Raw genomic sequence first — 23,022 nt, forward strand, 5'->3', positions numbered from 1 at the left:
GCGCGCGCGGCTTCGACCGCCGCGTTGAGCGCCAGGATGTTGGTCTGGAAGGCGATGCCGTCGATCACGCCGATGATGTCGGCGATGCGGTTGGAAGACTCGGAGATGGCGGACATGGTCTCGACGACCTTACCGACCACCTCGCCGCCCTGCGAAGCGACGTCCACCGCGCCGATGGCGAGCTGGTTGGCCTGGCGGGCATTGTCGGCGTTCTGGCGGACGGTGGAGGTGAGTTCCTCCATCGACGAGGCGGTCTCTTCCAGCGCGGCCGCCTGCTGCTCGGTGCGGCGGGAGAGGTCGCTGTTGCCCGAGGCGATCTCGGATGCGGCGGCGTTGATCGCATCGCTGCCGCTGCGGATCTGGCCGACGATCTCGGCCAGGCGCTCGACCGTACGATTGGCATCCCCGGCGACCTCGCCGAAGCGACCGGGCAGGCCGGCATCGACGCGGCGCGAGAGGTCGCCATCGGCCACGGCCGAGAGCAGCTGGCCGATCTCGCCCAAGCCGGCATCGGTCGCGGCCATCAGCCGGTTGAGTTCCTCGATCAGCTCGCGATAAACGAACTGGTAGCGCTGGGCGTCGCCACGCTGACTGAAGTCGCCGGCTACCGCCGCATCCACCAGTCGCTTGATCTCGGCGTTGACGGCCAGCGTACTGACCTTGACCGCGTCCACCGCAGCGGTGATCTCGGCCTTCTTGCCCGGGAGACGGTCCATGTCGCTTGACAGGTCGCCGCTGGCATAGGCCCCGACGATCTCGATCACGCGGGCGTTCATCGCGATGTGGGATCCGGCCAGGTTGTTGGTCTGTTCGGCCATCTGGCCGTAGGCACCGGGGAAGGCCGCCGCGTCGATGCGATGCTCGATATCGCCGGCATCATGCTTGACCTGCATCGTTTGCTGCGCAGAGGCAAAACGTTGCAGTTGCTCCTGCATCCTGTTCATGCTGATCAGCAAGCGCCCGGTTTCGTCGCGCGACTGTGTGTCGATACTGTTGTCCAACTTGCCCGAGGCGATGGCATCGGCAACATTGATCGCCAGGCCCATTCGCCTGACCAACTGACGGCGGATCATCAGGCCCATGCCAATCGCAATCAGCACCGCGATTAGGCTGCCGATCAGCACCGACCATTTGCCGCGGGCGCGTGCCGCGTTCAGCGCGGCGCTGCGCTGGGCCAGCAGCGCCGTTTCTTCGTTGGCGAAGTCGCCGAGCAGCGAGCGGATTTCGTCCATGGCGGCGCGGTCGCGGCCCTGCTGGAACAGGGGCACGACGTCCTGCGTGCTGGTGGCGGCTTCGCGTGCCGCGATGGCTTCCTGTTCGGCCGTCAGCAGCTGCCGATAAGCCTTGTCGACGTCTACCAGGCGTGCCTGTTGCTTGGCATTGTCCGCGGTCAGTTGCCTGGCGTCGGCATAGCTCTTTTCGAATCCCGCCTGACCTTCGATGAACGGCGCCAGGTTCGCCTTGTCGCCCGACAGCAGGTAACCGCGCGTACCGGTCTCGATGTTCAGCGCATTCGCCTGCATCGTTTCACCGGTCGCCAGCACCTTGAACGTGTGCTCGCTGATCTCCCTTGCGCCGTTTATTTCCGACTGGCTTTGCAGGCTGATGCCGCCGATGATGAGCAAGACCAGCACCACAGCGCCAAAGCCGATGGCGAGCTGGGTGGAAATGGTCAGATTCTTGGATTTCATTGTTTTCTACCGGATTGGGTCAACTAACGATCAAACTGAGAAATTGGATGCTGCGGCGCAGAGCAGGACCGGACGCAAGCGCGGTGGCTGTGCGCCTCCGGTAACGGCTGATGGAGCGGGCGATGGAGGCGTTGGAACGGCACGTCGTCACAAATACTTCACACAGAAACAACTTTTTCCTTTTTTCTCGTGAGGGAAAAGCGGACGGGGCGCCGAAGCGCCCCGTCGTTCAAACCTGACCACTGGCGGTCAGAACTCCTGCCACTCGCCGGAGGCTTCGGTGGCCAGCACCGCGCTGCTGCGGGCGCGGCTGCGCGTGGCGGACTTCGATGCGGGCGCCGGCGACGACGTGCGCCTGGGCAGGGCCACGACGCTTGCCGGTGCGGCGGCCGCGGACTCCGTGGTGGTCGCCGCAGGCGAGGCCGTGCGCGCGGGCGCCACGTGGCCGTCCTGGGTGCGGAAGATCGCCACCGTCTGCACCAGCTGCCCGGCCTGCTGCTCCATGCTGCGCGCGGCGGCGGTGGCTTCTTCGACCAGGGCCGCGTTCTGCTGGGTGCTCTCGTCCATCTGGGTGATGACCTGGTTCACCTGCTCGATGCCCGCGCTCTGCTCCTGCGAGGCGGCCGAGATGTCGGCGATGATGTCGGTGACCCGCTTCACGCTGGTCACGATCTCGCCCATGGTGCGGCCCGCCTGGTCGACCAGCTGGTTGCCGTGGCGGACCTTGTCGGCCGAGTCGGTGATCAGGGTCTTGATCTCCTTGGCCGCGCCGGCCGAGCGCTGCGCCAGCGAGCGCACCTCGGCGGCCACGACCGCGAAGCCGCGGCCCTGTTCCCCCGCGCGCGCGGCTTCCACCGCGGCGTTGAGCGCCAGAATGTTGGTCTGGAAAGCGATGCCGTCGATCACGCCGATGATGTCGGCGATGCGGTTGGACGACTCGGAGATCGCGGACATGGTCTCCACGACCTTGCCGACCACCTCGCCGCCCTGCGAAGCGACATCGACCGCGCCGATGGCGAGCTGGTTGGCCTGGCGGGCGTTGTCGGCGTTCTGGCGCACGGTGGAGGTGAGTTCCTCCATCGACGAGGCGGTCTCTTCCAGCGAGGCGGCCTGCTGCTCGGTGCGGCGGGACAGGTCGTCGTTGCCTGCGGCGATTTCACCTGCCGCGGAATTGATCGCATCGCTGCCGCTGCGGATCTGGCCGACGATCTCCGCCAGGCGGTCGACGGTGCGGTTGGCATCGTCGGCGACCTCGCCGAAGCGACCAGCCAGGCCGGAGTCGATGCGCTGCGACAGGTCACCCTCGGCGACGGCCGAGAGCAGCTGGCCGATCTCGCCCAAGCCGGCATCGGTCGCGGCCATCAGCCGGTTCAGGCCTTCGATCAGTTCGCGGTAGGCGAACTCGAAGCGCTGGGTGTCGCCGCGCAGCGAGAAGTCGCCGGCCACCGCGCCCTCCACCAGGCGCCGGACTTCGGCGTTGGTGTCGAGCATCGACTGCTTGACCGCGTCGATCGCGGCGGTGATCTTCGCCTTTTCGCCCGGCAGGCGTTCGAAGTCGCGCGACAGGTCGCCGCGCGCGTAGGTGCCGACGAACTCGATGGCCGCGGCATTGGTGTCGAGATGCGACTGCACCAGCGCGTTCACGCCTTCGGCCATCGTGCCGTACGCGCCCGGGAACTGCGCGGCCGGCATGCGGTGGCTCATCGCGCCGGCATCGTGCGCCTCGTGCATCTCGCGCTGAGCGGCCACGTAGCCCTTGAGCGTCTTGACCATCTCGCGCATGGACGCGGCCAGCGCGCCCACTTCGCTGCGTTCGACCACCGTGACCGGCCGATCAAGGTCGCCCCGCGCGACCGCGTCGGCCGCGCCCATCACTTCACCGAGCGGGCGCACGATCGAACGCGTGATCAGTATGGAGGCGGCGCCGGCCAGCGCCAGCGCGATCGCCAGCAGCACGCCGATCGCGGTCAGGCTGGCGGCGTAATCGGCCTCTTGGGCGGCGACGGCCGCGTCCAGATCCTTCTGCCGGTGGTCGAGCACCACGCCGATCTGGTCGGCCGCGGCCTGGCGCAGGTCGGCGGCCGCCGACACGGGGCCGAGGTCGCCGGCCTGCAGTCCGTCGACCAGCCGCTGGCTGTTGTCGAAGTACAGCGCCACGGCGGCCATCGCATCCTGATAGGCCTCGTGCTCGGCGGCACCGGCTTCCGCCGCGTACCGGTCGGCGATGACCTGGAACTGTTCGCGGCCGGTGGCGAGCTCGCCCTTGTATTCCTCGAACTTCTCCGGGTTGTCGGCGTTGCTCACCAAGCCGCGTTCGCTCACGCGGTATTCGGCCAGCGCGGTGGCCATGCGGCCGAGGTCGCGGATCGCGGGAACCGCGCTGCGGGTGAGTTGGAGGACTTCGGCCTGCATCTTGCCCATGCGCTGCATGGAGAACGCGCCGATGGCGACGATCAGCAGCGCGAGCGCGGCGAAGCCGATGGCCAGACGTCTGCCGATGCTGAGTGACTTGAACATGTGTGGATACCGGTTCGGGCGAATGGCCGGCGCCTGGTCGACGCCGGAGAAGACTGCTGCGGGCCCGGACCGTCCGTGGGCCCTTTCACGTGTTCGTAACGGCGGCCGCGGCCGTGTCTTGAATGCGGGCCGACGGACGGCGCCGCGTCGGGCCTGGAACCGGCAGCACCGTGCAGGCCCAACGCGTCCCGAGCGGGCAGCGCGCCTCGCGACGCGCGTGCGTGATGCCGGGGCGGCTCAGCCCACCGCCCGCAGGCGCATGTCGGGCGCGAACGCCGGCGCGCGATGGTCGGCGGCCAGCCGGAACGCCTGCACCATGCCCACCAGCTGTCCCGCCTGCTGCTCCATGCTGCGCGCGGCGGCGGTGGCTTCTTCCACCAACGCCGCGTTCTGCTGCGTGCCCTCGTCCATCTGGGTGATCGCCACGTTGACCTGCTCGATCCCGGAGGACTGCTCCTGCGAGGCGGCCGAGATGTCGGCGATGATGTCGGTGACCCGCTTCACGCTGGTCACGATTTCGCCCATCGTCCTGCCGGCCTGCTCCACGAGCTGGTTGCCCTGGGTGACCTTGACCGTCGAATCGGTGATCAGCTGCTTGATCTCCTTGGCCGCGCTGGCCGAGCGCTGCGCCAGCGAGCGCACTTCGGACGCGACGACCGCGAAGCCGCGGCCCTGCTCGCCCGCGCGCGCGGCTTCCACCGCGGCGTTGAGCGCCAGGATGTTGGTCTGGAAGGCGATGCCGTCGATCACGCCGATGATGTCGGAGATCCGGTTGGACGACTCGGAGATCGCGGACATGGTCTCGACCACCTTGCCGACCACCTCGCCGCCTTGTGAGGCCACGTCGACTGCGCCGATGGCCAGCTGGTTGGCCTGGCGGGCATTGTCGGCGTTCTGGCGCACGGTGGAGGTGAGTTCCTCCATCGACGAGGCGGTCTCCTCGAGCGAGGCGGCCTGCTGCTCCGTGCGGCGCGAGAGGTCGTCGTTGCCGGCGGCGATCTCGGACGCGGCCGAGTTGATCGCGTCGCTGCCGGCGCGGATCCGGCCGACGATGTCCGCAAGTCGTTCGACGGTGCCGTTGGTGTCCGCGGCCAGGCGGCCGAAGGCGCCCCTGTACTCCCGCTCCACGCGCTGCGACAGGTCGCCGTCGGCGAGCGCGGCCATGATCCTGCCCACGTCGGTGAGGCCGGCGTCGGCTTCCGCCATCAGGCCGTTGAGCGCCGCCACCATGTCGCGGAACGCGAAGCCGTAGCGCGCTTCGTCCCCGCGTGCGCTGAAATCGCCCTGCGCCGCCGCGTCGGCGAGCCGGCGGATGTCGGCATTGACCGCGGACAGGCTCGACTTCACCGTGTCCAGGGCCTCGTGCAGCACGGCACGCTGGCCCGGCAGCCGGGGCGCGTCGCGACGCAGGTCGCCACGGCCGTACTCGGACATGATCTCGATGCCCGCGATGATCGCGTCGAGGTGGCCGAAGATCGCCGCGTTGACGCCCTGCGCCATCGTCCCGTAGTCGCCCGGGAAGTCCTCGGGCATGCGGCGCTGCAGGTCCTCGCCGGACTGCTGCAGCTGGATGAGGGTCTGCATCTCGGCCGCGAAGCGCCCGAGCTGGCCCTGCATGGTCTGCATGCTGGCCATCAGCTGTCCCGCCTCGTCGCGCGAGTCCACTTCGATGCGGTTGTCGAACCGGCCCGCGGCGATCGCGGCCGACACCGCGGTGGCGCGGCCGAGCGCGCGGCCGACGCCGCGGGCGATCAGGAAGCCGGCGACCAGGGCCAGCACGATCGAGCCGAGGGTCAGGGCGATCATCACCGCGATGCTGCGGCGGAACGCGGCCTCCGAGGCCGCCACGTTGGCGGCCAGGCGCGCGCGGTCCGCGGTGCCAAGTTCGTCGAGCGCGGCGAAGGTCTCGCGCCGCAGCGGCCGCGACTCGTCGCGCGAGATCACCGCCGCGGTGGCGAAGTCGCCGCCACGCGTGGCCTCGAGCAGCCGCGCGGACGTGGCCAGGTACGCCGCCACCTTGGTCTCGCTGGCCTGGTACAGGCTGTGGTCGGCGGTATCGGTGAGGTGGCTCTCGTAGATCTTCTTCGCGGCCGTGATCGCCTCGAACATCTTGGCGAAGCGCGGCTCGTACTCGGGGAAATCCTCGGTGGTGATGACGGCCATCTCGTAGGTCCGCAGCTCGCCGAGGAAGCTGCGGATGTCGCCCAGCGCCTGCACCTGCGGGACGTTCTCGTTGGCGATGTGGGCCATTTCGGCGTGCGCGGCGACGAGGCGGGTGTACGCGAACGTGCCGAGCGCGAGCGTGAGCAGGGCCGCCAGCGAAATACCGGCCAGCAGCTTGCGGGTGATGGGAAGATCGTTGAACCAGCGCATCAGGCGTCCAGGGTTGGATTCGACGTGGGGAGGGTGATCAGAACTGGAACTGCGCGCGCAGGCCGAAGGCCTCCGGATCGCGCAGCACGCCGTCGCGGCGCGCGTGGGCGAACACATAGTTGGCCTGCAGCTTGACGTTGCGGCCCAGGTACCAGTTCACGCCCAGGGTCCAGTCCGACTGCTTCCCGCCGCGCACCGCACCGTCGTCGAGATCCAGCCGGCTGTAGCGCACCAGAAGCTCGAGCGCCGACGTCGCCGACGGCACCACGTTGCTGGCGTAGCCGTTGTAGCCGCGCGACTCGCCGGTCACCACCCAGCTGCCGAACACGTAGCCGCCGTTGCCGGAGACGTCGCCGAGGCCGCCATCGCGGTCGGCGCGCACCTGCAGCAGTTCGCCCTGCACCGACCACGGCCCCCGGATCCACAGGCCCTCGAAGCCGGTCCGCTGCACCGCGTCCACCCCGGCCAGGGTGCCGGTATCCACCAGGCGCACCCCGGTCAGGCCGACCTCGGGCTTCGCGCGCAGGCGCAGGGTTTCGCTGTCCGGGCGCTCGCGACTGGCGGCCAGGCCCAGGTGCAGCACGTCGCCCTTGGCGTTGCGCGGCACCCACGCCGCGCGTCCGGCCAGCGTGCTGCCCGCGTTGCCGCCTTCCAGGTCGTTGCCGTCGAACCAGGCCACGCTGGCCAGGTAGGCGGGCCGCTGCAGCGACCACTCCGCGCCCACGCGGCGGCCGGCGTAGGTCGCCTGCACCGGCAGCGCGGATTCGAGGAATGGGGTATTGCGCGACGCGCCGACGCCGTCGAAGCCGACCGGGGTCTTGAACTGGCCCACGCGCAGCGCGCCCAGGTCGCGCCCGAGCAGGCCCTTGGAGAGCAGCTTCACGCTGACGTCCATCCAGGTCTCGGCCTCAAGGTCGCGCTGCACGGTGAATTCGTAGACGTCCTTGCGCTTGAGCGCCACGCCGACTTCGCGCCGGCGCCAGGCGCTTTCGTCGTCGAAGGCGGCCGCGTCGATGCCCTGGCCGAGGTGGCCGAAACCGTTGTGGTCGTAGGCCCAGTTGGCGGTGGCGGAGAACTCGCCCAGCGCACCCGCATCGGCCTTGACCGACAGGTCGGGCCAGTCGGCGGCGTGGCTCGCGCCGGTGGCGGCGGCGAGGGTGGCGAGGAACAGGATCTTGGTACGCACGTGCGGCTCCTGCCCGTCGCTCGGCGACGGGACGATCGGGAAATGGAAAGTGGCGCGGACTGCGCCGGGACCAGCGTGGTCGCGACCGTGTCGCGAGCGTGTCGGCGCCCCCTGCGCCGGCCTGTAGGAATTGTCGGCCGCGGCCGGCGCGACTTTAGGCCGCGACCGGCGCGGCCTGCCGCGCGCGCGGCGCCGCGGTCGCGGGCACGGCGCGCTTCGCGGCCGCATCCTCGTGCAGCCGGAACCGCGATGCCGCCGAGGCCAGTGCCGTGGCCTGCTCCTGCAGGCTGCGCGCGGCGGCCGAGGCCTGCTCGACCAGCGCCGCGTTCTGCTGGGTGGCGTCGTCGAGCTGCATCACGGTGTGGTTGACCTGCTCGATGCCGGACGACTGCTCGCGCGAGGCGGCGCTGATGCCGGCGATGATCTCGGTCACGCGGCCCACGGCGGTGACGATCTCGGACATGGTGCGCCCAGCCTCGTCCACGCGTCCCGCGCCCTGTTCGACCTTGCCCACCGAATCGGCGATCAGCGCCTTGATCTCGCGCGCGGCCTCGGCCGAGCGGCCGGCCAGGCTGCGGACTTCCGAAGCCACCACGGCGAAGCCGCGGCCTTCCTCGCCCGCGCGCGCGGCTTCCACCGCGGCGTTGAGCGCGAGGATGTTGGTCTGGAACGCGATGCCGTCGATCACGCCGATGATGTCGGTGATGCGGCGCGACGACTCGCTGATCGCCTGCATGGTCGCGACCACGTCGGCCACCACGCGGCCGCCGCTGCCGGCGACGTCGCCCGCGCCGGCCGCCAGGCCGCTGGCGCGCGCGGCGCTGTCGGCGTTGGCGCGCACGGTGGAGGTCAGCTGTTCGACCGAACTCGCGGTTTCCTGCAGGCTGGCCGCCTGCTGGCCGGTACGCGTCGACAGGTCGGCGTTGCCCGAGGCGATGCCGCCCGCGGCCTCGCCGATGGCGCGCGTGGCCGCCTGGATCTCGGCCACCAGCTGCGCCAGCTGGTCGACCGCGGCATTGGTGCTGGCCTTCATCTCGCCGAACAGGCCGCCCATCTGGCTGGTGATGCGCGGCCGCAGGTCGCCCTGCGCCAGCGCGTCGAGCACGCCCGCGGTCTCGCGCAGGGTGTGCTCGGTGGCCTGCAGCAGGCGGGTGAGGCCGGTGCCGACGGTCTGCACGAAGCCGGTGGCGCCGTGCAGGTCGAGGCGGCGGCTGAAATCGCCGTCGGCGGCAGCGTCCACCACCGCCTCGATCTGGCGTTCGAGCGCCAGCTCGGCGGTGCGGTCGCGCCATTCGGCCACCGTGCCCAGGCGCGTGCCGTCGGCATCGCGCACCGGCGTGGCGGTGATGTCGAAGGTGCGCGTTCCGAAGGCGATGCGGTACGGGTGCGGCGACGACAGCGCTTCCAGCCGTGCGCGCTGCGCGGCCGGGTCGTGGTCGAGCGCATGCAGCGCGTGGCCGTCCAGTGCATCGGTGGCGAAGCCCGGCACCGCGGTGCGCAGGTCGGCCTCGGCGGCGGCCAGCATCGCGCGCGCGGCCGGGTTGGCGTAGACGATGGCGTGCGCGGAATCGGCCACCAGCACGCTGGTGGAGGCGGCGTCGAGCGCGCTGCGCACGCGCGCCATCTGCGCCGCGGCACGGCGGCGGTCCTCGATCTCGAAGCCGAGCCGGATCTGCATCGACTTCAGGCCCAGCAGCACGCGCCCGACCTCGTCGTCGCGGTCGATGGCGATGGTGTGCGCGTATTCGCCGCTGGCGAAGTCGCGCAGGTGCGCCACCGCGCCGTCCAGGCGACCGGCCACGTCGGAGGCCAGCCACCAGGCGCAGTAGCCGGCCGCGGCGGTGGACGCGGCCACGACCGACAGCAGCAGCGGCAGCGATGCGCCGGACGCGGCCAGCGACACCAGCAGCGCACCCACGCCGCCCACGCCGACCGCCGCCAGCAGCAGGCGCTGGCGCAACGACAGCCGCCACAGCGGGTTGAGCGCGCGCAGCCGGTCGGGCGCGACCAGCGCGCCGTGGCGCACCTGCAGCGGCGAGCTGCCGGCGCGGATCGCCGCGTAGGCGCGTTCGGCCGCGTCGATCCGCTCGCGGCCGGCGCGGCGCCGCACGGACATGTAGCCCACGTGGGTGCCGCCCTCGAAATAGGGCGTCGCGTGCGCCTCGACCCAGTAGTGGTCGCCGTCCGCGCGGCGGTTCTTGACCATGCCCACCCACGGCCGCCCGGCCTTGAGCGTGCGCCAGAAATCGGCGAACGCCTCGACCGGCATGTCGGGGTGGCGGATCAGGTTGTGCGGCTGGCCGATCAGCTCGGCCTCGGTGTAGCCGCTGACGCGGACGAACTCGGGGTTGACGTAGACGATCACGCCGCGCAGGTCGGTGCGGGACACGAGCAGATCGTCCCCTTCGAGCACGAACTCGCGCTGGGTGACGGGGAGATTGCTGCGCATGTGGCGGTGGACCTGGGGTTCGGTGGCGCGCCGCGGCCCGATGGCCGCGGATGTCGCGGATGTCGCGGCGGGTCGGGCTCAGGCGGCCTGCGCCGCCACCAGGCCCATGTCCTCGTGGCGCATCAGGCGCTCGATGTCGAGCAGGATCAGCATGCGCTCGTCGAGCGTGCCGATGCCGGTCAGGAACTGGCGGTCGATGGTGGCGCCGATCTCCGGCACCGCGCGCACCTGCTCGCCGGACAGGCGCACCACGTCGGACACGCTGTCGACCACCATGCCGACCACGCGCCCGCCCACGTTGAGCACGATCATCACCGTGAGCGCGTTGTATTCGGCCTTGGCCAGGCGGAACTTCAGGCGCATGTCGACCACCGGCACGATGATCCCGCGCAGGTTGATCACGCCCTTGATGTAGTCCGGTGCGTCGGGCAGGCGGGTGACCGCGTCGTAGCTGCGGATCTCCTGCACGCGCAGGATGTCGACGCCGTATTCCTCCTCGCCCAGGACGAAGGTGAGGAACTCGCCCGTGGTCTCGTCGGCGTGGCCCGCGTGGGCGGCCGGGCTGGCGTGGGCGGTGTCGTTGGGGTGGGACATGGAAGCGGTCCTGTCGAGTCTGGGATGCGTGGCCGCCGCGCACCGGTCGGATGGTGGCGCGGACGGAGGGGTCACCGTCCATGTCGGCCCCGTCGGGGGTTTCTTTAGCCCGCACCGCCGTGCGGCGGTACGCGCGCCGTCCGTCGGCCCGCGCTCAAGCGCGCGCGGCGCGCGCCGTTACCCCACGCAATCCCCGGCCCATATGGACAGCGCCACCATGTACCTGATCATCGGAGCCCTCGTGGTCATCGCGAGCGTGCTCGGCGGCTTCATGATGGTCGGCGGCAAGCTGCTGGCGCTGTGGCACCTGAACGAGATCATCGTGATCTGCGGCGCGGCCCTGGGCGCGTACGTCATCGCCACGCCGCCTAAGGTGATGAAGGCGGCGCTGGCCGGCACCATGGCCCTGCTCAAGGGGCCCAAGTACCGGCGCGTGGACTACGTCGAGCTGCTGAAGCTGATCTACGAGCTGCTGCAGAAGATGCGCCGCGAAGGCATGATGGCGATCGAGGACCACATCGAACGCCCGGCCGAGAGCGCGATCTTCCAGAAGTACCCGAAGATCCTCGCCGACCACCACATCCTCGACTTCATCACCGACTGCCTGCGCCTGATCGTCGGCGGCAGCATGACGCCGCACGAACTCGAATCGCTGCTCGAGTACGAGCTCGAGACCCATCACCACGAGGCGCTCGGGCCGTCGCAGTCGGTGCAGAAGGTGGCCGACGCGCTGCCGGGATTCGGCATCGTCGCCGCGGTGCTGGGCATCATCAACACCATGTCGATCGTCGGCAGCGCGCCGCCGTCGGAGATCGGGCAGAAGGTCGCCTCGGCCCTGGTCGGCACCTTCCTCGGCATCTTCCTGGCCTACGGCTACGTCGGCCCGGTGGCCTCGGCGATGGAGAAGCGCGCCGAAGAGGAAGGCAAGGCGTTCGAGGTGATCAAGATGGCGCTGGTGGCCTCGCTGCGCGGCTACGCGCCCGCGGTGGCGATCGAGTTCGCGCGCAAGCTTCTGTTCTCCGACGTGCGCCCGAGCTTCCAGGACCTGGAAGCCGACCTCAAGGCCGCCAAGGGCTGACGGACCGCCGCGATGGCCACGCCGCTGCAACCGATCATCATCGTCCGCAAGAAGAAGCGCGGCGGCCACGGCCACCACGGCGGCGCGTGGAAGGTCGCGTATGCGGACTTCGTGACCGCGATGATGGCGTTCTTCATGGTGATGTGGCTGGTGGCCACCATGCCCCAGGAGCAGCTCGGCGGCATCGCCGACTATTTCAAGAACCCCAGCGCGGTCGAGGGCAAGTCATCCAGCATGGCGCCCGGGCGCGCCGGCCCGGGCGGCGCGGGCGAGGCGCCGATCAAGATGTTCGACCATGCCCGCAAGCCGCCGGACGCCAGCCCGATCCGCAAGCCCGGCGCCATGGACCAGCAGTCGGGCGCCGCGCAGAAGGCCGGCGACGAGGCCGACCGCCGCAAGCTCGAGGCGCTCAAGCGTGCGCTGGAGGAGGCGGTCGCCAGCAGCCAGGCGCTGGCGCCGTTCAAGGACCAGCTGCTGATCGACATCACGCCCGAGGGCCTGCGGATCCAGATCGTCGATGCGCACAACCGGCCGATGTTCGATCTCGGCTCGCCCACGCTCAAGGACTACACGCGCGAGATCCTGTCCGAACTCGCGGGCTACTTCGAACAGGTGGAGAACCGGATCGCGATCTCCGGCCACACCGACACCTCGCCGTACACCGGCCGCAGCGGCTACAGCAACTGGGAGCTCTCGACCGAGCGCGCCAACGCCGCCCGCCGCGCGCTGGTGGCCGGTGGCCTGTCGGAAGACAAGCTCTCGCGCGTGGTCGGCCTGTCGTCCTCGGTGCCGTTCGACCGCAACGACCCGGACAGCCCGGTCAACCGCCGCATCAGCATCGTCGTGCTCAGCAACGCCGCCGAGCGCAGCGCGGCGAGGGTCGATTCCGGTGCGCGGGTCGCGCAGGTCGGGGCGAAGATCGCCGCCCCGTAGCGAGTGCGGGGCCCGGCCGGCCCCGCCTGGCGGTGAGGTGATGGCAGATGGTGTTGTCCGGGCGATGCCGCAGGACGCGCCCGTCGATCGCGTCGCACGGCCAGCCGCGTCGGCCGGATAAGGCCGCAGGTCGCATCCGCGGATCGCGTGGCGCGCAGGCATGACGATCTCGGGCTCGCCCCGCGCGTGCATCGAGCACGTGTACGCATCGAATGCGCCGCGCCACGCTTTCGACCGCTGCAAAGGTCGTTGCATGCGCCAATGCGCAACGGGCGTCACGGACGCGCGATGCGACCACGCGATCCGTCTGTGTCTGTCCCGGGTGCGCTTCGCTTACCCGGGCTACGCGCGTGACGACTCCAGGCGCGCAGCCGCCTCGCACGGCGTAGCCCGGATAAGGCCGCAGGCCGCATCCGGGGACCACGTCACGCGCAGGCCAAGAGAGTCCAACGGGCGGCACGCGTGGGCGTGGATGCGCGACGCCAGAGGATCAAGTGTGCGCTGCGCCCATCTGCAGCGACCTTCTGCCCCGGGTGCGCTTCGCTTACCCGGGCTACGCGGGTGGCGACTTCAGGCGCGCAGCCGCCTCGCATGGCGTAGCCCGGATAAGGCCGCAGGCCGCATCCGGGAACGGCGTCACGCACACGCCATGGGAATCGAGAGGGCGTCACGCGTGGACGGGCGACGCAAAGGGATCGAGTCTGCGCTGCGCCCGTCTGCAGCGACCGTCTGCCCCGGGTGCGCTTCGCTTACCCGGGCTACGCGGGTGGCGACTCCAGGCGCGCAGCCGCCTTGCATGGCGTAGCCCGGATAAGGCCGTAGGCCGCATCCGGGGACCACGTCACGCGCAGGCCAAGGGATCGAGAGGGCGTCACGCGTTGACGGGCAACGCGAAAGGATCGAGTGCGCGCCGCGCTCGTCTGCAACGACCGTCTGCCCCGGGTGCGCTTCGCTTACCCGGGCTACACGGGTGGCGACTCCAGTCGCGACACGGCCTCGCATGGCGTAGCCCGGAGAAGGCCGCAGGCCGCATCCGGGGACCGCGTCACGCGCGGGCCAAGGGAATCGAGAGGGCGTCATGCGTGGACGCGCGGCGCCAGCGGATCGAGTGTGCGCTGCGCCCGTCTGCAACGACCGCCTGCCCCGGGTGCGCTTCGCTTACCCCGGCTACGTGCTGTGCGCGGGGGCGGCAATGTGTCGCGACCTGACCTTCGACCTGCCGCGCCGCCGTCACGCCGCGGTGGCGAGCGGCGGGGCCTGGCCGAGCCCGGCGGCGTCGACGATCAGCGCCACGCGGCCGTCGCCGAGGATGGTGGCGCCGGACACGCCGGCGATGCGCTTGTAGTTGCTCTCGAGGTTCTTGACCACCACCTGCTGCTGGCCGAGCAGTTCGTCGACTTCCAGCGCCAGCCGGCGTCCGTCGGCCTCCACCACCACCGCGATCCGGGGCGGCACGTCCTCGCCTTCGCCGCGCGTCGCTGCGGGCAGGCCGTACTGGCTGGCCAGGTCGACCAGCGGCAGGTAGTCCTCGCGCACGCGCAGCACGCGCGCGTCGCCGGCGATGATGCGCACGTCGGCCGGCGTGGGCAGCAGCGATTCGATCACCATGCTCAGCGGCACGATGAACACCTCGTCGCCCACCGCGACCGACATGCCGTCGACGATCGCCATGGTCAGCGGCAGCCGGATCGCCACCGTCGTGCCGTGGCCGGCGCGGCTGCGGATCTCGACCTGTCCGCCGAGCGCGGTGATGTTCTTCTTGACCACGTCCATGCCCACGCCGCGGCCGGACAGGTCGGTCAGCTGGTCGGCGGTGGAGAAGCCGGGCGCGAACACCAGGTCCCAGACCTGGGTGTCGGTGGGGTTCTCGGGCACCGCGATGCCGCGTTCGGCGGCCTTGCGCAGGATGCGCTCGCGATCCAGGCCGCGGCCGTCGTCGCTGATCTCGATGACGATGTTCGCGCCCTGGTGGGCCGCGCTCAGGGTCAGGGTGCCGCTCTCGTCCTTGCCCGCGGCGCGGCGCTCGGCCGGCAGTTCCAGGCCGTGGTCGATGGCGTTGCGCACCAGGTGCACCAGCGGGTCGACGATCTTCTCGATCACGCCCTTGTCCAGCTCGGTCGCCTCGCCGTGGGTGCGCAGCTGGACCTTCTTCTCCAGCCGTGCGGCCAGGTCGCGGACCATGCGCGGGAAGCGGCTGAAGGCGAAGTCGACGGGCAGCATGCGCACGCCCATCACCGATTCCTGCAGGTCGCGCGTGTTGCGCTCGAGCTGCACCAGGCCCGACATCAGCGCCTCGTTGGCCACCGGGTCCAGGTGTTCGGACCGCTGGCGCAGCATCGCCTGGGTGATCACCAGTTCGCCGACCAGGTTGATCAGCGCGTCCACCTTGGAGACCGCGACGCGGATCGAATTGTCGTGGTCGCTGCTGCGGCGGCCGGTGGACGCCGGCCCGCCCTCGGCGGCGGCGACCGGAGCGGCCGCCGTACCCGGAGCGAGGGCGTCGTCGACGACAGTCGGGGGTGCGGCCGTGGCCGCGGCGATCGTGTCGATCTCCAGCGTGCACTCGTCCTCGACCCAGGCGAAGGCCTCGTCGATGGCGGCGCGCGGCACGCTGGCGGGGAGGGTGAGGTTCCAGGCCAGGTAGGCCTCGAACGGATCCATCTCGGCGAACGCCGGCAGGCGCCCGTCCAGGCATTCGACGCCGAGCTCGCCGTGGCTGGCGAGCTCGCGCAGGATGCGCAGGGGATCGTTGCCGCTGAGGAACAGCGAGGGCGCCGGCGCGAATGCGATGCGCCAGTCGCCCGCGGCGTCGGCCGGGGTGCCGGCGTCATGATCCGCGCCGGCGGGCGCCGTGGTCGTGGCCGCCTGTGCCGGGGACTTGCCCGACAGCAGCGCATCCAGCCCGGCGCGCGCGGCGGCCAGGGCATTGGCGTCGATCGGGCTGCCGTGTTCGCAGGCCGCGAGCAGGCCGCGCAGCACGTCCACCGACGCCAGCAGCGCGCCGGTGGCGGCCTGGTCCAGCGTCCGCCGGCCGGCGCGGGCCTCGTCGAGCAGGGTTTCCAGCAGGTGGGTCAGGTCGGTGACGCTGGTGAAGCCGAACGTCGCCGCGCCGCCCTTGATCGAATGCGCGGCGCGGAAGATGACGTTGATCGTCTCCGGATCCGCGCCGGCGCCGCCCGACTCGAGCGAGAGCAGGCCGCTCTCCATCGCATCGAGGCCTTCGCGGCTTTCCTCGAAGAACGCGGCATGGAAGCGGGCGATGTCCATGTCAGGCCAGGACCTTGCGCACGGTGGCGACCAGCTGGTCGGGATCGAACGGCTTGACCAGCCAGCCGGTGGCGCCGGCGGCCTTGCCTTCCATCTTCTTGTCGCCGCCGGACTCGGTGGTCAGCATCAGCAGCGGCGTGAAGCGGTACGACGGCAGCTGGCGCAGCTCGCGGATCAGCGAGATGCCGTCCATGCGCGGCATGTTGACGTCGGTGACCACGGCGTCGAACGACTGCGTGCGGGCGATCTCGAGGGCGGCCTGGCCGTCCTCTGCCTCGCGCACCTCATAGCCGCCCGAGGTCAGGGCGAAGGCCACCATCTGGCGCATCGAGGTCGAGTCGTCGACCACGAGCAGTTGCTTGGCGCTCATGCCGTAGCTCCTGGAACATTGCTGGTAAGGGTGGAATCGGCCGCGTCGACGCCCAGGCTCACGGCCAGCGCCAGCTGGCGCGCGGCCGCGGCCAGCGCCGGCGACGGATCGGTGATGGTGGTGCGCTGGCCGCGCGCGGCGCGGTCGCGGACGAAGGCGTGCAGCAGCTGCAGGCCCGCGGCGTGCACGCGCTCGACGCGGTCTCCGGCGAGTTCGACCGGGGCGTCGGCCTCCAGGTGCGGCTGCAGGGCCGCCTGCAGGTCGGCGACGCGTTCGATCCCGAGGTCGTTCTGGAGCGTCAGTTGGGTCATGGGTGCGGCCACGTCGATGCAGTCCGGTGGAATAACGGCGTCGCCGGCGGCGACTTGAGGGTCAGGTGCGTCAGCCGTAGAGCGCGTAGGCGTCGAACAGCACGGTCGGGGTTGCGCCTACGCGCGCCACGCCCAGGATCACGCCCGGCACGTTGCCCGGCAGCGGCGGTTCGATCCGGTCGCGGCCCAGCGTCACCACGTCCTCGACCGCGCTGACCAGCACGCCGATCAGTTCGTCGTCGCGTTCGACCACCACGATGCGGGCCTGTTCGGTCACCTGGACGTCGCCGGTGCGCAGCCACAGGCCGAGGTCGAACACGGGCACGATCCGGCCGCGCAGGTTCATCACCCCGAGCACCGAGGCCTGGGCGCCGCGCATCGGCACGATCGGCACCATCCGCACCACCTCCTGCACCCGCAGCAGCTCCAGCGCGTAGCTGGCCTGGCCTACCAGCACGCGCAGCCAGCGCGAGGCCGTGGCCATCGGGGTGGAGGCGGCGGGTGGTTCGACCCGGGCGGTGGCGCGCGGCGCCAGTGCAGGCGTGGGCGGGACGGGGGTGGGGGCGGACATGGGCGCGGCCACGTTGGCGGATGCGGGTGCGGAAGCCGGCGTCGGCGCGGGCGCCGGCACCGGGACGGGCGCGGGAACGGATTCGATGGCGGGGCCGACAGCGGGTCCGGCGACGTCGTCCCACGCGTCGGCGGAAGCCGCGGCGACGTCCGGCACGGCGGCCACCGGCGGCGCCGGACCGGCGGCATCGCCCAGCAGGGTGTCGATATAGTCGAGCACCTCGGTGTCGCCGCCGGGGTTCATGCCGCCTGCCTCTGCGGTGCCTGCTGCTGCGCCAGCAGCCAGTCCAGCGCGCGTGCATACGCATCGGCGCCGCGACCGCTGCAGCCGGCTTCGGCGGTGAGGCCGTGGGCGTCGCGCAGGCGCGTGTCCATCGGCACCGCGTCGGGCCAGACGCGGCCTTCGTATTGCGCGTGCAGCTGCTCCAGGCTCTGCACGCCCGAGCGCGTGCGCTTGTCGTACAGCGTGGGCAGCACGTGCTGCGGCAGCGGCCGCCGGCGCGACCGCTCGACCATGGTCGCGGTGCGCAGCATGTCGGCCAGCCCGTGCAGGGCCAGCGGATCGGTCTGGGTCGGCACCACCAGCCGGTCGGCGGCCGCCAGCGCGTTGACCATCAGCAGGCCGAGCGTGGGCGGGCAGTCGAGCAGCACGTGGTCGTAGCTGGCGTGGCCGGCGTGCAGGGCGCGTCCCAGCGCGAGCCCGAGGCCCGGCTGGCTGGAGCCGCGTCGTTCGAGCGTGGCCAGCGCCGGTTGCGCGGCCACCAGCTGCAGCCCCGGCACGTCGGTGCGGCGCGCGAGGCCGACGAGGCTGGCGCCCACGCCGGTGAACAGGTCGTGGGTGCCCGCGGGCGGCGGATCGGCGGGCACGCCGAACGCGCGCGTCAGCGAGGCGTGCGGATCGAGATCGATCGCCAGCACGCGGCCGCCGGCCTGCGCCAGCCCGCGCGCGAGGCACAGGGTGGTGGTGGTCTTGCCCACGCCGCCCTTCTGGTTCGCGATCGCCCAGACCTGCATGTCAGTGTGCTCCTGCGTGCGCATCGGGCGCGGCGGTCGTGGGGGCCCGGGTCGCCGGCGCGGGCAGGGCGGGCGTCTCGACGCGGGCCGCGTCGACGGCCTCCACGCGCGGCGAGCCGTCGATGCCCGCCTGCACGACCTGTGCCGCGGGCGCCGGGTCGAGATCGTCCACCGCCTGCGAGGCGGCCAGGATCACCAGCAGCACGCGGCGGTTGGCGTTGCGGCCCTCGGCGGTGGCGTTGTCGGCCGCCGGCTGGTGCTCGCCGTAGCCGACCACCGCCAGGCGCCCGGGGTCCACGCCTTCGCCGATCAGCACGTGCACCACGCTGGCCGCGCGCGCGGACGAGAGCTCCCAGTTGGTCGGGTAGGCCGCGGTGCGGATCGGCACGTCGTCGGTATAGCCCTCCACGCGCACCGCGTTGGGTTCCTCGCGCAGCACCGCGCCGAGCTTGCGCACGGTGGCGGTGGCCACCGGGCTGGGTTCGGCCACGCCGCTGGCGAACAGGATGTCGCTCTGGATCTCGACCTCGAGGAAGGTCGGGCCGCGGCGCACGGTGACCAGCTTCTCGCGCACCAGTTCGGCCAGCGCGTGCTGGATCCGGCGGCCGAGCGTGCTCAGCTGCGATTCGCCGCGCAGGCTGGCGTCCATCGCCGCCTTGGCCATCGCCTGCTGCCGCATCTGCGACTCGCGGCCGCCGAGCGGCGCATCGAGCATCTGCCGCACGCGCACATTGCTCACCGGGCTGGTGGCGGTGGGTCCGGCCTTGGCGCCGGGCGTCAGCAGCGAGGGGCGGTCGAACGAGGAGCCGCGCAGCTGGGTCTCGCCGAGCTGGATCGGGTTGATCGAGCGCGGCGGGCCGCCGAAGGCCGACGACAGCGCATCGGAGACCGCGCGGTACTTGCCCTCGTTGATCGACGAAATGGCGTACATCACCACGAAGAAGGCGAGCAGCAGGGTGACCAGGTCGCCGTAGGGCACGGCCCAGGCTTCGTGGTTCTGGTGGTCCTCGTGGTGGTGGTGCCGTCGCGCCATGGCGGTCAGTGCACGTAGCCGTTGAGGCGCGCTTCGATGTTGCGCGGGTTCTCGCCCTGCGCGATCGCGATCAGGCCCTCGACGATCATCTCGCGCTCCAGCGTCTGCGCGGTGACCAGGGTCTTGAGCTTGTTGCCCACCGGCAGCAGCATCAGGTTGGCCGCGCCGATGCCGTAGATGGTCGCGGTGAAGGCCGCGGCGATGCCGTGGCCGAGCTTGCTCGGGTCGGCGAGGTTCTTCATCACCGCCATCAGGCCCAGCACCGCGCCGATGATGCCCAGCGTGGGCGCGTAGATGCCCATGCCCTCGAACACCTTGGCCGCGGCCAGGTCGCGCGCGTTCTGGCCGTGCAGGTCGATCTCGAGCATCTGCCGGATCGCCTCGGGCTCGAGCCCGTCGACCACCATCTGCAGGCCCTTGCCGAGGAACGGGTCGGTCTGCTGCGCCACCTGCGCCTCCAGGCCCAGCAGGCCCTGCTTGCGCGCGATGGTGGACCATTCGACGATCTGCGCGATCACCGCGGCGTGGTCGTGGGCCGGCGGCTTGAACACCCAGCCGGCCATCTTCAGCGCGCGCATGAAGGTGCGCATCGAGGTCTGCAGCAGGCTCGCGGCCACGGTGCCCACGATCACGATCACGAACGCCGCCGGCGACCACAGCCCGGCGAGCCCGGCCCCCTTGAGCACGCTGCCGCCGACGATCGCGACGATCGCGAGCACGGCGCCGATGAGGCTGAGTCTGTCCATGGCCTGTTTAACGGTCCGCGGCCAGCTGACTTGAACGCGCGGCGGCGCGCGTGCCGCTGCCGAGCAGGGCGTCGACGTCCAGGATCAGGGCCATGCGACCATCGCCGATCAGGCTGGCGCCGGCGTAGCCGGGCAGCCCGCGCAGGGTCGGCGGCAGCGCCTTGATCACCACTTCCTCGCGCCCGCGCACGTGATCCACCGCCAGGCAGTAGCGCGCCTCGCCCGACTGCAGCACCACGCAGGTCGAATCGGGCAGCGGCGCCGGGTCCATCCCCAGCCAGTCGCGCAGGCCCAGCAGCGGCAGCGGCTGCTGGCGCAGGTCGAGCACGCGCTGGCCGTCGATCCACAGCGCGCGCCCGGGTTCGTGCGAGAGCACCTCGACCACCCGCACCAGCGGCAGCGCGTAGACGTCGCCGCCCACCTCCACCAGCAGGGTCGGCAGGATCGCCAGCGTCAGCGGCACCCGGATCGCGAAGCGCGAGCCGGCGCCGGGTTCGGAATGGATCTGCACCGTGCCCGAGAGCTCGCGGATGCGCGACTGCACCACGTCCATGCCCACGCCGCGGCCGGACAGGTCGCTGACCTCGTCGCGGGTGGAGAAGCCGGGCAGGAACAACAGCTGCAGGCAGTCGTCGGACGACAGCCGCGCGGCCGAATCGTCGTCGATCAGGCCCTTGTCCACGGCCTTGCGGCGGATGCGGTCGGGATCGATCCCGGCGCCGTCGTCGCGCACCTCGATCGCCACGTGGTCGCCTTCCTGCTGCGCGCTCAGGCGTACCGTGCCGAGTTCGGGCTTGCCGGCGCGGCGCCGCGCCTCGGGCGATTCGATGCCGTGGTCGATCGCGTTGCGCACCAGGTGCACCAGTGGATCGGCCAGGGCCTCGACCAGGTTGCGGTCGAGCTCGGTCTCGGCGCCGGTGACCTCCAGGTTCACCTGCTTGTCGAGCTGGCGGGCGACGTCGCGGGCGAGCTTGGGGAAGCGCGCGAACACGCGCCCCACCGGCTGCATGCGCGCGGTCATCACCGCGCCCTGCAGGCGCGAGGTGGCGACGTCGAGCGCGGCCACGGCGCGGTCGAGGTCGTCGTCGCGCAGGCGCGGGCGGATCGTCTTCAGGCGGTTGCGCGCCAGCACCAGCTCGCCGACCAGGTTGACCATCGCGTCGAGCCGGCGCACGTCGACGCGCACGGTGACGTCGGCGGCGTCCTGCGCGGCCGGCGCGCGCGTCGGCGTGGGCACCGCGCGCAGCGGCGCAGGCGCAGGGGCCGCGACGGGTTCAGGCGGGGCCGGCGGAGGCGCCGGTGCGGGCGCCGCGGCGACGGCCCCCGGCGCGGCGCCGGCGCCGTGCAAGCTGTCGAGCAGGGCTTCGAAATCGAGGTCGTCGAGCGAATCGTCCGCCGGGGCCGGCGCGGACGGGGTGGCGGTCACGGCCACCGGCACCGGGGCGGGCGCATGGGCACCGCCCCCCGAAGCGCCGGCGCGCAGCGCGGCCAGCAGCGCGTCGGGCGCGGGGCTGGGATCGACCCCGTCGCAGATCGCCTGCAGCATGTCCACCAGCAGGTCGATGCCCTGCTGGATGCCGTCGAACGCAGGCGCATCGAGCGGCGCGCTGCCGTCGCGGGCGGCGTTGAGGCGGTCCTCGACGGCGTGGCACACCGACACCATCGTGGTGAAGTCGAGGAAGCCCGCGCCGCCCTTGATGGTGTGGAAGCCGCGGAACACCGCGTTCAGGCACTCGCGGTCGGCGGGCGCGCGTTCGAGCGCGACCATCTGCACGCCGAGCTGGTCGAGGATCTCGCCGACCTCGACCAGGAAGTCGGCGCAGATGTCGGAGGCGGCGGCGGACATCGCGCTACAGGCCCAGCGACGAGAGCAGGCGGTTGGCGTCGTCCTGGCTGGCGGCGGGCGCGTCCACGCCGTCCACCGCGGGGCCGTAGCCCTGGCTGGACAGCTGCAGCGGGCGGTCGGCGCCCGGCGCGTAGTCGCCGAGCCCTTCGTGCACGGTGCGCACCAGTTCCACCACGCGGCGGATGATCTGGCCGTTGAGGTCCTGGTAGCCCTGGGCGGCGGTCATCTCCGACAGCCGCGCGCGCACCGCCGACACGGTGGCGGCTTCGGCGTCGGCATCGGCCACCGGCAGGGTGCCGAGCAGGATCCGGCATTCCTGGATCAGGTCCAGAGTGTGGTGGCTGGCGTCCTCGCTGACCTTGACCACATGCTCCAGGCGCAGGCAGGCCTCGGCCAGCGAGCCGCTGCCGCCGCCGGTGCCCAGCGCCTGCTCGAGCTCGCGCGCCAGCCGCACCAGGCCCTGCACCAGCGGCTGGGTGCGCCACTGGATCAGTTCGTCGACGTTGCTGCGCCAGGTCTCGTCGTCCTGCTGCTCGAGCGCCTCGAGCGCGGCGTGCAGGCAGGCGACCAGGGCCGCGCGTTCGTCGTGCGCGCCGGCACCCGGCGCCACGGCGGCGGGTGCCGCGCTCACGCCGCGGCTCCGAGGCGTTCGAAAATCTTGCCCAGCTTGTCGTTGAGGGTGGCGGCGGTGAAGGGCTTGATGACATAGCCGTTCACGCCCGCCTGCGCGGCCTCGATGATCTGCTCGCGCTTGGACTCGGCGGTCACCATCAGCACCGGGATCTTCGACAGCGCGGCGTCGGCGCGGATCGCCTTGAGCAGGTCGATGCCGGGCATGCCGGGCATGTTCCAGTCGGTGACCACCAGGTCGAACGGGCCCTTGCGCAGTTCCACCAGCGCGGTCGAGCCGTCGTCGGCCTCGGTGGTGTTGAAGAAGCCCAGGTCGTTGAGCAGGTTCTTGACGATGCGACGCATGGTCGAGAAGTCGTCGACGATCAGGATGCGGATGTTCTTGTCCATGCGGGTCTCTTCGTGGTTCGTGTG

At 71.3% G+C, this 23,022-nt stretch carries 18 protein-coding genes; 2 read left to right on the plus strand and 16 right to left on the minus strand.

The genetic code is table 11. From position 1 onward, the window contains the following. From QFW80_RS12570 to QFW80_RS12595, 6 genes are all read right to left on the minus strand, one after another. A partial coding sequence (locus QFW80_RS12570; protein WP_280602326.1) for a CHASE3 domain-containing protein occupies nucleotides 1-1,691 on the minus strand: 1,691 nt, incomplete at its 3' end. 249 nt (nucleotides 1,692-1,940) lie between these two features. Continuing rightward, nucleotides 1,941-4,208 carry a methyl-accepting chemotaxis protein gene (locus tag QFW80_RS12575; RefSeq protein ID WP_280602327.1) on the minus strand — a complete coding sequence of 756 codons (2,268 nt, stop codon included), beginning with the start codon at nucleotides 4,206-4,208 and terminating at the stop codon, nucleotides 1,941-1,943. Between the two features lie 237 nt (nucleotides 4,209-4,445). Further along, on the minus strand, nucleotides 4,446-6,581 hold the full coding sequence (locus QFW80_RS12580) for a methyl-accepting chemotaxis protein (protein ID WP_280602328.1): 2,136 nt from the start codon (nucleotides 6,579-6,581) through the stop codon (nucleotides 4,446-4,448). A gap of 37 nt (nucleotides 6,582-6,618) precedes the next feature. Next, on the minus strand, nucleotides 6,619-7,767 hold the full coding sequence (locus QFW80_RS12585) for an OprO/OprP family phosphate-selective porin (RefSeq protein ID WP_280602329.1): 1,149 nt from the start codon (nucleotides 7,765-7,767) through the stop codon (nucleotides 6,619-6,621). Nucleotides 7,768-7,921: 154 nt separating this feature from the next. Next, the gene (locus QFW80_RS12590; protein WP_280602330.1) at nucleotides 7,922-10,216 is read right to left on the minus strand and encodes a methyl-accepting chemotaxis protein; all 2,295 of its coding nucleotides are present in this window, start codon (nucleotides 10,214-10,216) and stop codon (nucleotides 7,922-7,924) included. A 78-nt stretch (nucleotides 10,217-10,294) separates the two neighbouring features. Then, entirely contained in the window at nucleotides 10,295-10,810 is a 516-nt protein-coding gene (locus QFW80_RS12595) for a chemotaxis protein CheW (protein ID WP_280602331.1), read from the minus strand. Nucleotides 10,811-11,027: 217 nt separating this feature from the next. On the opposite strand from QFW80_RS12595, the gene motA reads away from it, so the two are divergent. Both motA and motB read left to right on the plus strand, forming a co-directional pair. Continuing rightward, nucleotides 11,028-11,888, plus strand: a complete 861-nt coding sequence (gene motA, locus QFW80_RS12600; RefSeq protein WP_280603047.1) for a flagellar motor stator protein MotA — start codon at nucleotides 11,028-11,030, stop codon at nucleotides 11,886-11,888. 12 nt (nucleotides 11,889-11,900) lie between these two features. Next, nucleotides 11,901-12,821 (plus strand): flagellar motor protein MotB, encoded by a 921-nt coding sequence (motB, locus tag QFW80_RS12605; protein ID WP_280602332.1) that lies wholly within the window; start codon nucleotides 11,901-11,903, stop codon nucleotides 12,819-12,821. 1,230 nt (nucleotides 12,822-14,051) lie between these two features. Here the strand turns inward: motB and QFW80_RS12610 are convergent. The 10 genes from QFW80_RS12610 to cheY all read right to left on the minus strand — a co-directional run bounded on the left by QFW80_RS12610 (nucleotide 14,052) and on the right by cheY (nucleotide 22,998). Next, nucleotides 14,052-16,088 carry a chemotaxis protein CheA gene (locus tag QFW80_RS12610; RefSeq protein ID WP_280602333.1) on the minus strand — a complete coding sequence of 679 codons (2,037 nt, stop codon included), beginning with the start codon at nucleotides 16,086-16,088 and terminating at the stop codon, nucleotides 14,052-14,054. Between the two features lies 1 nt (nucleotide 16,089). Beyond that, nucleotides 16,090-16,458 (minus strand): response regulator, encoded by a 369-nt coding sequence (locus QFW80_RS12615; protein WP_280579479.1) that lies wholly within the window; start codon nucleotides 16,456-16,458, stop codon nucleotides 16,090-16,092. After that, nucleotides 16,455-16,769, minus strand: a complete 315-nt coding sequence (locus QFW80_RS12620) for an STAS domain-containing protein (RefSeq protein ID WP_280602334.1) — start codon at nucleotides 16,767-16,769, stop codon at nucleotides 16,455-16,457. The genes QFW80_RS12615 and QFW80_RS12620 overlap by 4 nt, the downstream gene beginning before the upstream one ends. A 70-nt stretch (nucleotides 16,770-16,839) precedes the next feature. Then, the gene (locus QFW80_RS12625) at nucleotides 16,840-17,583 is read right to left on the minus strand and encodes a chemotaxis protein CheW (RefSeq protein WP_280602335.1); all 744 of its coding nucleotides are present in this window, start codon (nucleotides 17,581-17,583) and stop codon (nucleotides 16,840-16,842) included. Then, nucleotides 17,580-18,353, minus strand: a complete 774-nt coding sequence (locus tag QFW80_RS12630) for a ParA family protein (protein ID WP_280602336.1) — start codon at nucleotides 18,351-18,353, stop codon at nucleotides 17,580-17,582. The genes QFW80_RS12625 and QFW80_RS12630 overlap by 4 nt, the downstream gene beginning before the upstream one ends. A 1-nt stretch (nucleotide 18,354) precedes the next feature. Then, the gene (motD, locus tag QFW80_RS12635; protein ID WP_280602337.1) at nucleotides 18,355-19,386 is read right to left on the minus strand and encodes a flagellar motor protein MotD; all 1,032 of its coding nucleotides are present in this window, start codon (nucleotides 19,384-19,386) and stop codon (nucleotides 18,355-18,357) included. A gap of 5 nt (nucleotides 19,387-19,391) precedes the next feature. Next, nucleotides 19,392-20,132, minus strand: a complete 741-nt coding sequence (locus tag QFW80_RS12640; protein WP_280602338.1) for a flagellar motor protein — start codon at nucleotides 20,130-20,132, stop codon at nucleotides 19,392-19,394. A 7-nt stretch (nucleotides 20,133-20,139) separates the two neighbouring features. Continuing rightward, a complete protein-coding gene (locus QFW80_RS12645) occupies nucleotides 20,140-21,978 on the minus strand; it encodes a chemotaxis protein CheA (protein ID WP_280602339.1) in 1,839 nt (612 codons plus the stop codon). A gap of 4 nt (nucleotides 21,979-21,982) precedes the next feature. Further along, nucleotides 21,983-22,609: a protein phosphatase CheZ gene (locus QFW80_RS12650; RefSeq protein ID WP_280602340.1), complete on the minus strand. Its 627-nt coding sequence runs from the start codon at nucleotides 22,607-22,609 to the stop codon at nucleotides 21,983-21,985. After that, entirely contained in the window at nucleotides 22,606-22,998 is a 393-nt protein-coding gene (gene cheY, locus QFW80_RS12655) for a chemotaxis response regulator CheY (RefSeq protein WP_280602341.1), read from the minus strand. The genes QFW80_RS12650 and cheY overlap by 4 nt, the downstream gene beginning before the upstream one ends. Between the last annotated feature and the right edge of the window lie 24 nt (nucleotides 22,999-23,022).

Source organism: Luteimonas rhizosphaericola, from assembly GCF_029888045.1.
Classification (GTDB): Bacteria; Pseudomonadota; Gammaproteobacteria; order Xanthomonadales; family Xanthomonadaceae; genus Luteimonas; species Luteimonas rhizosphaericola.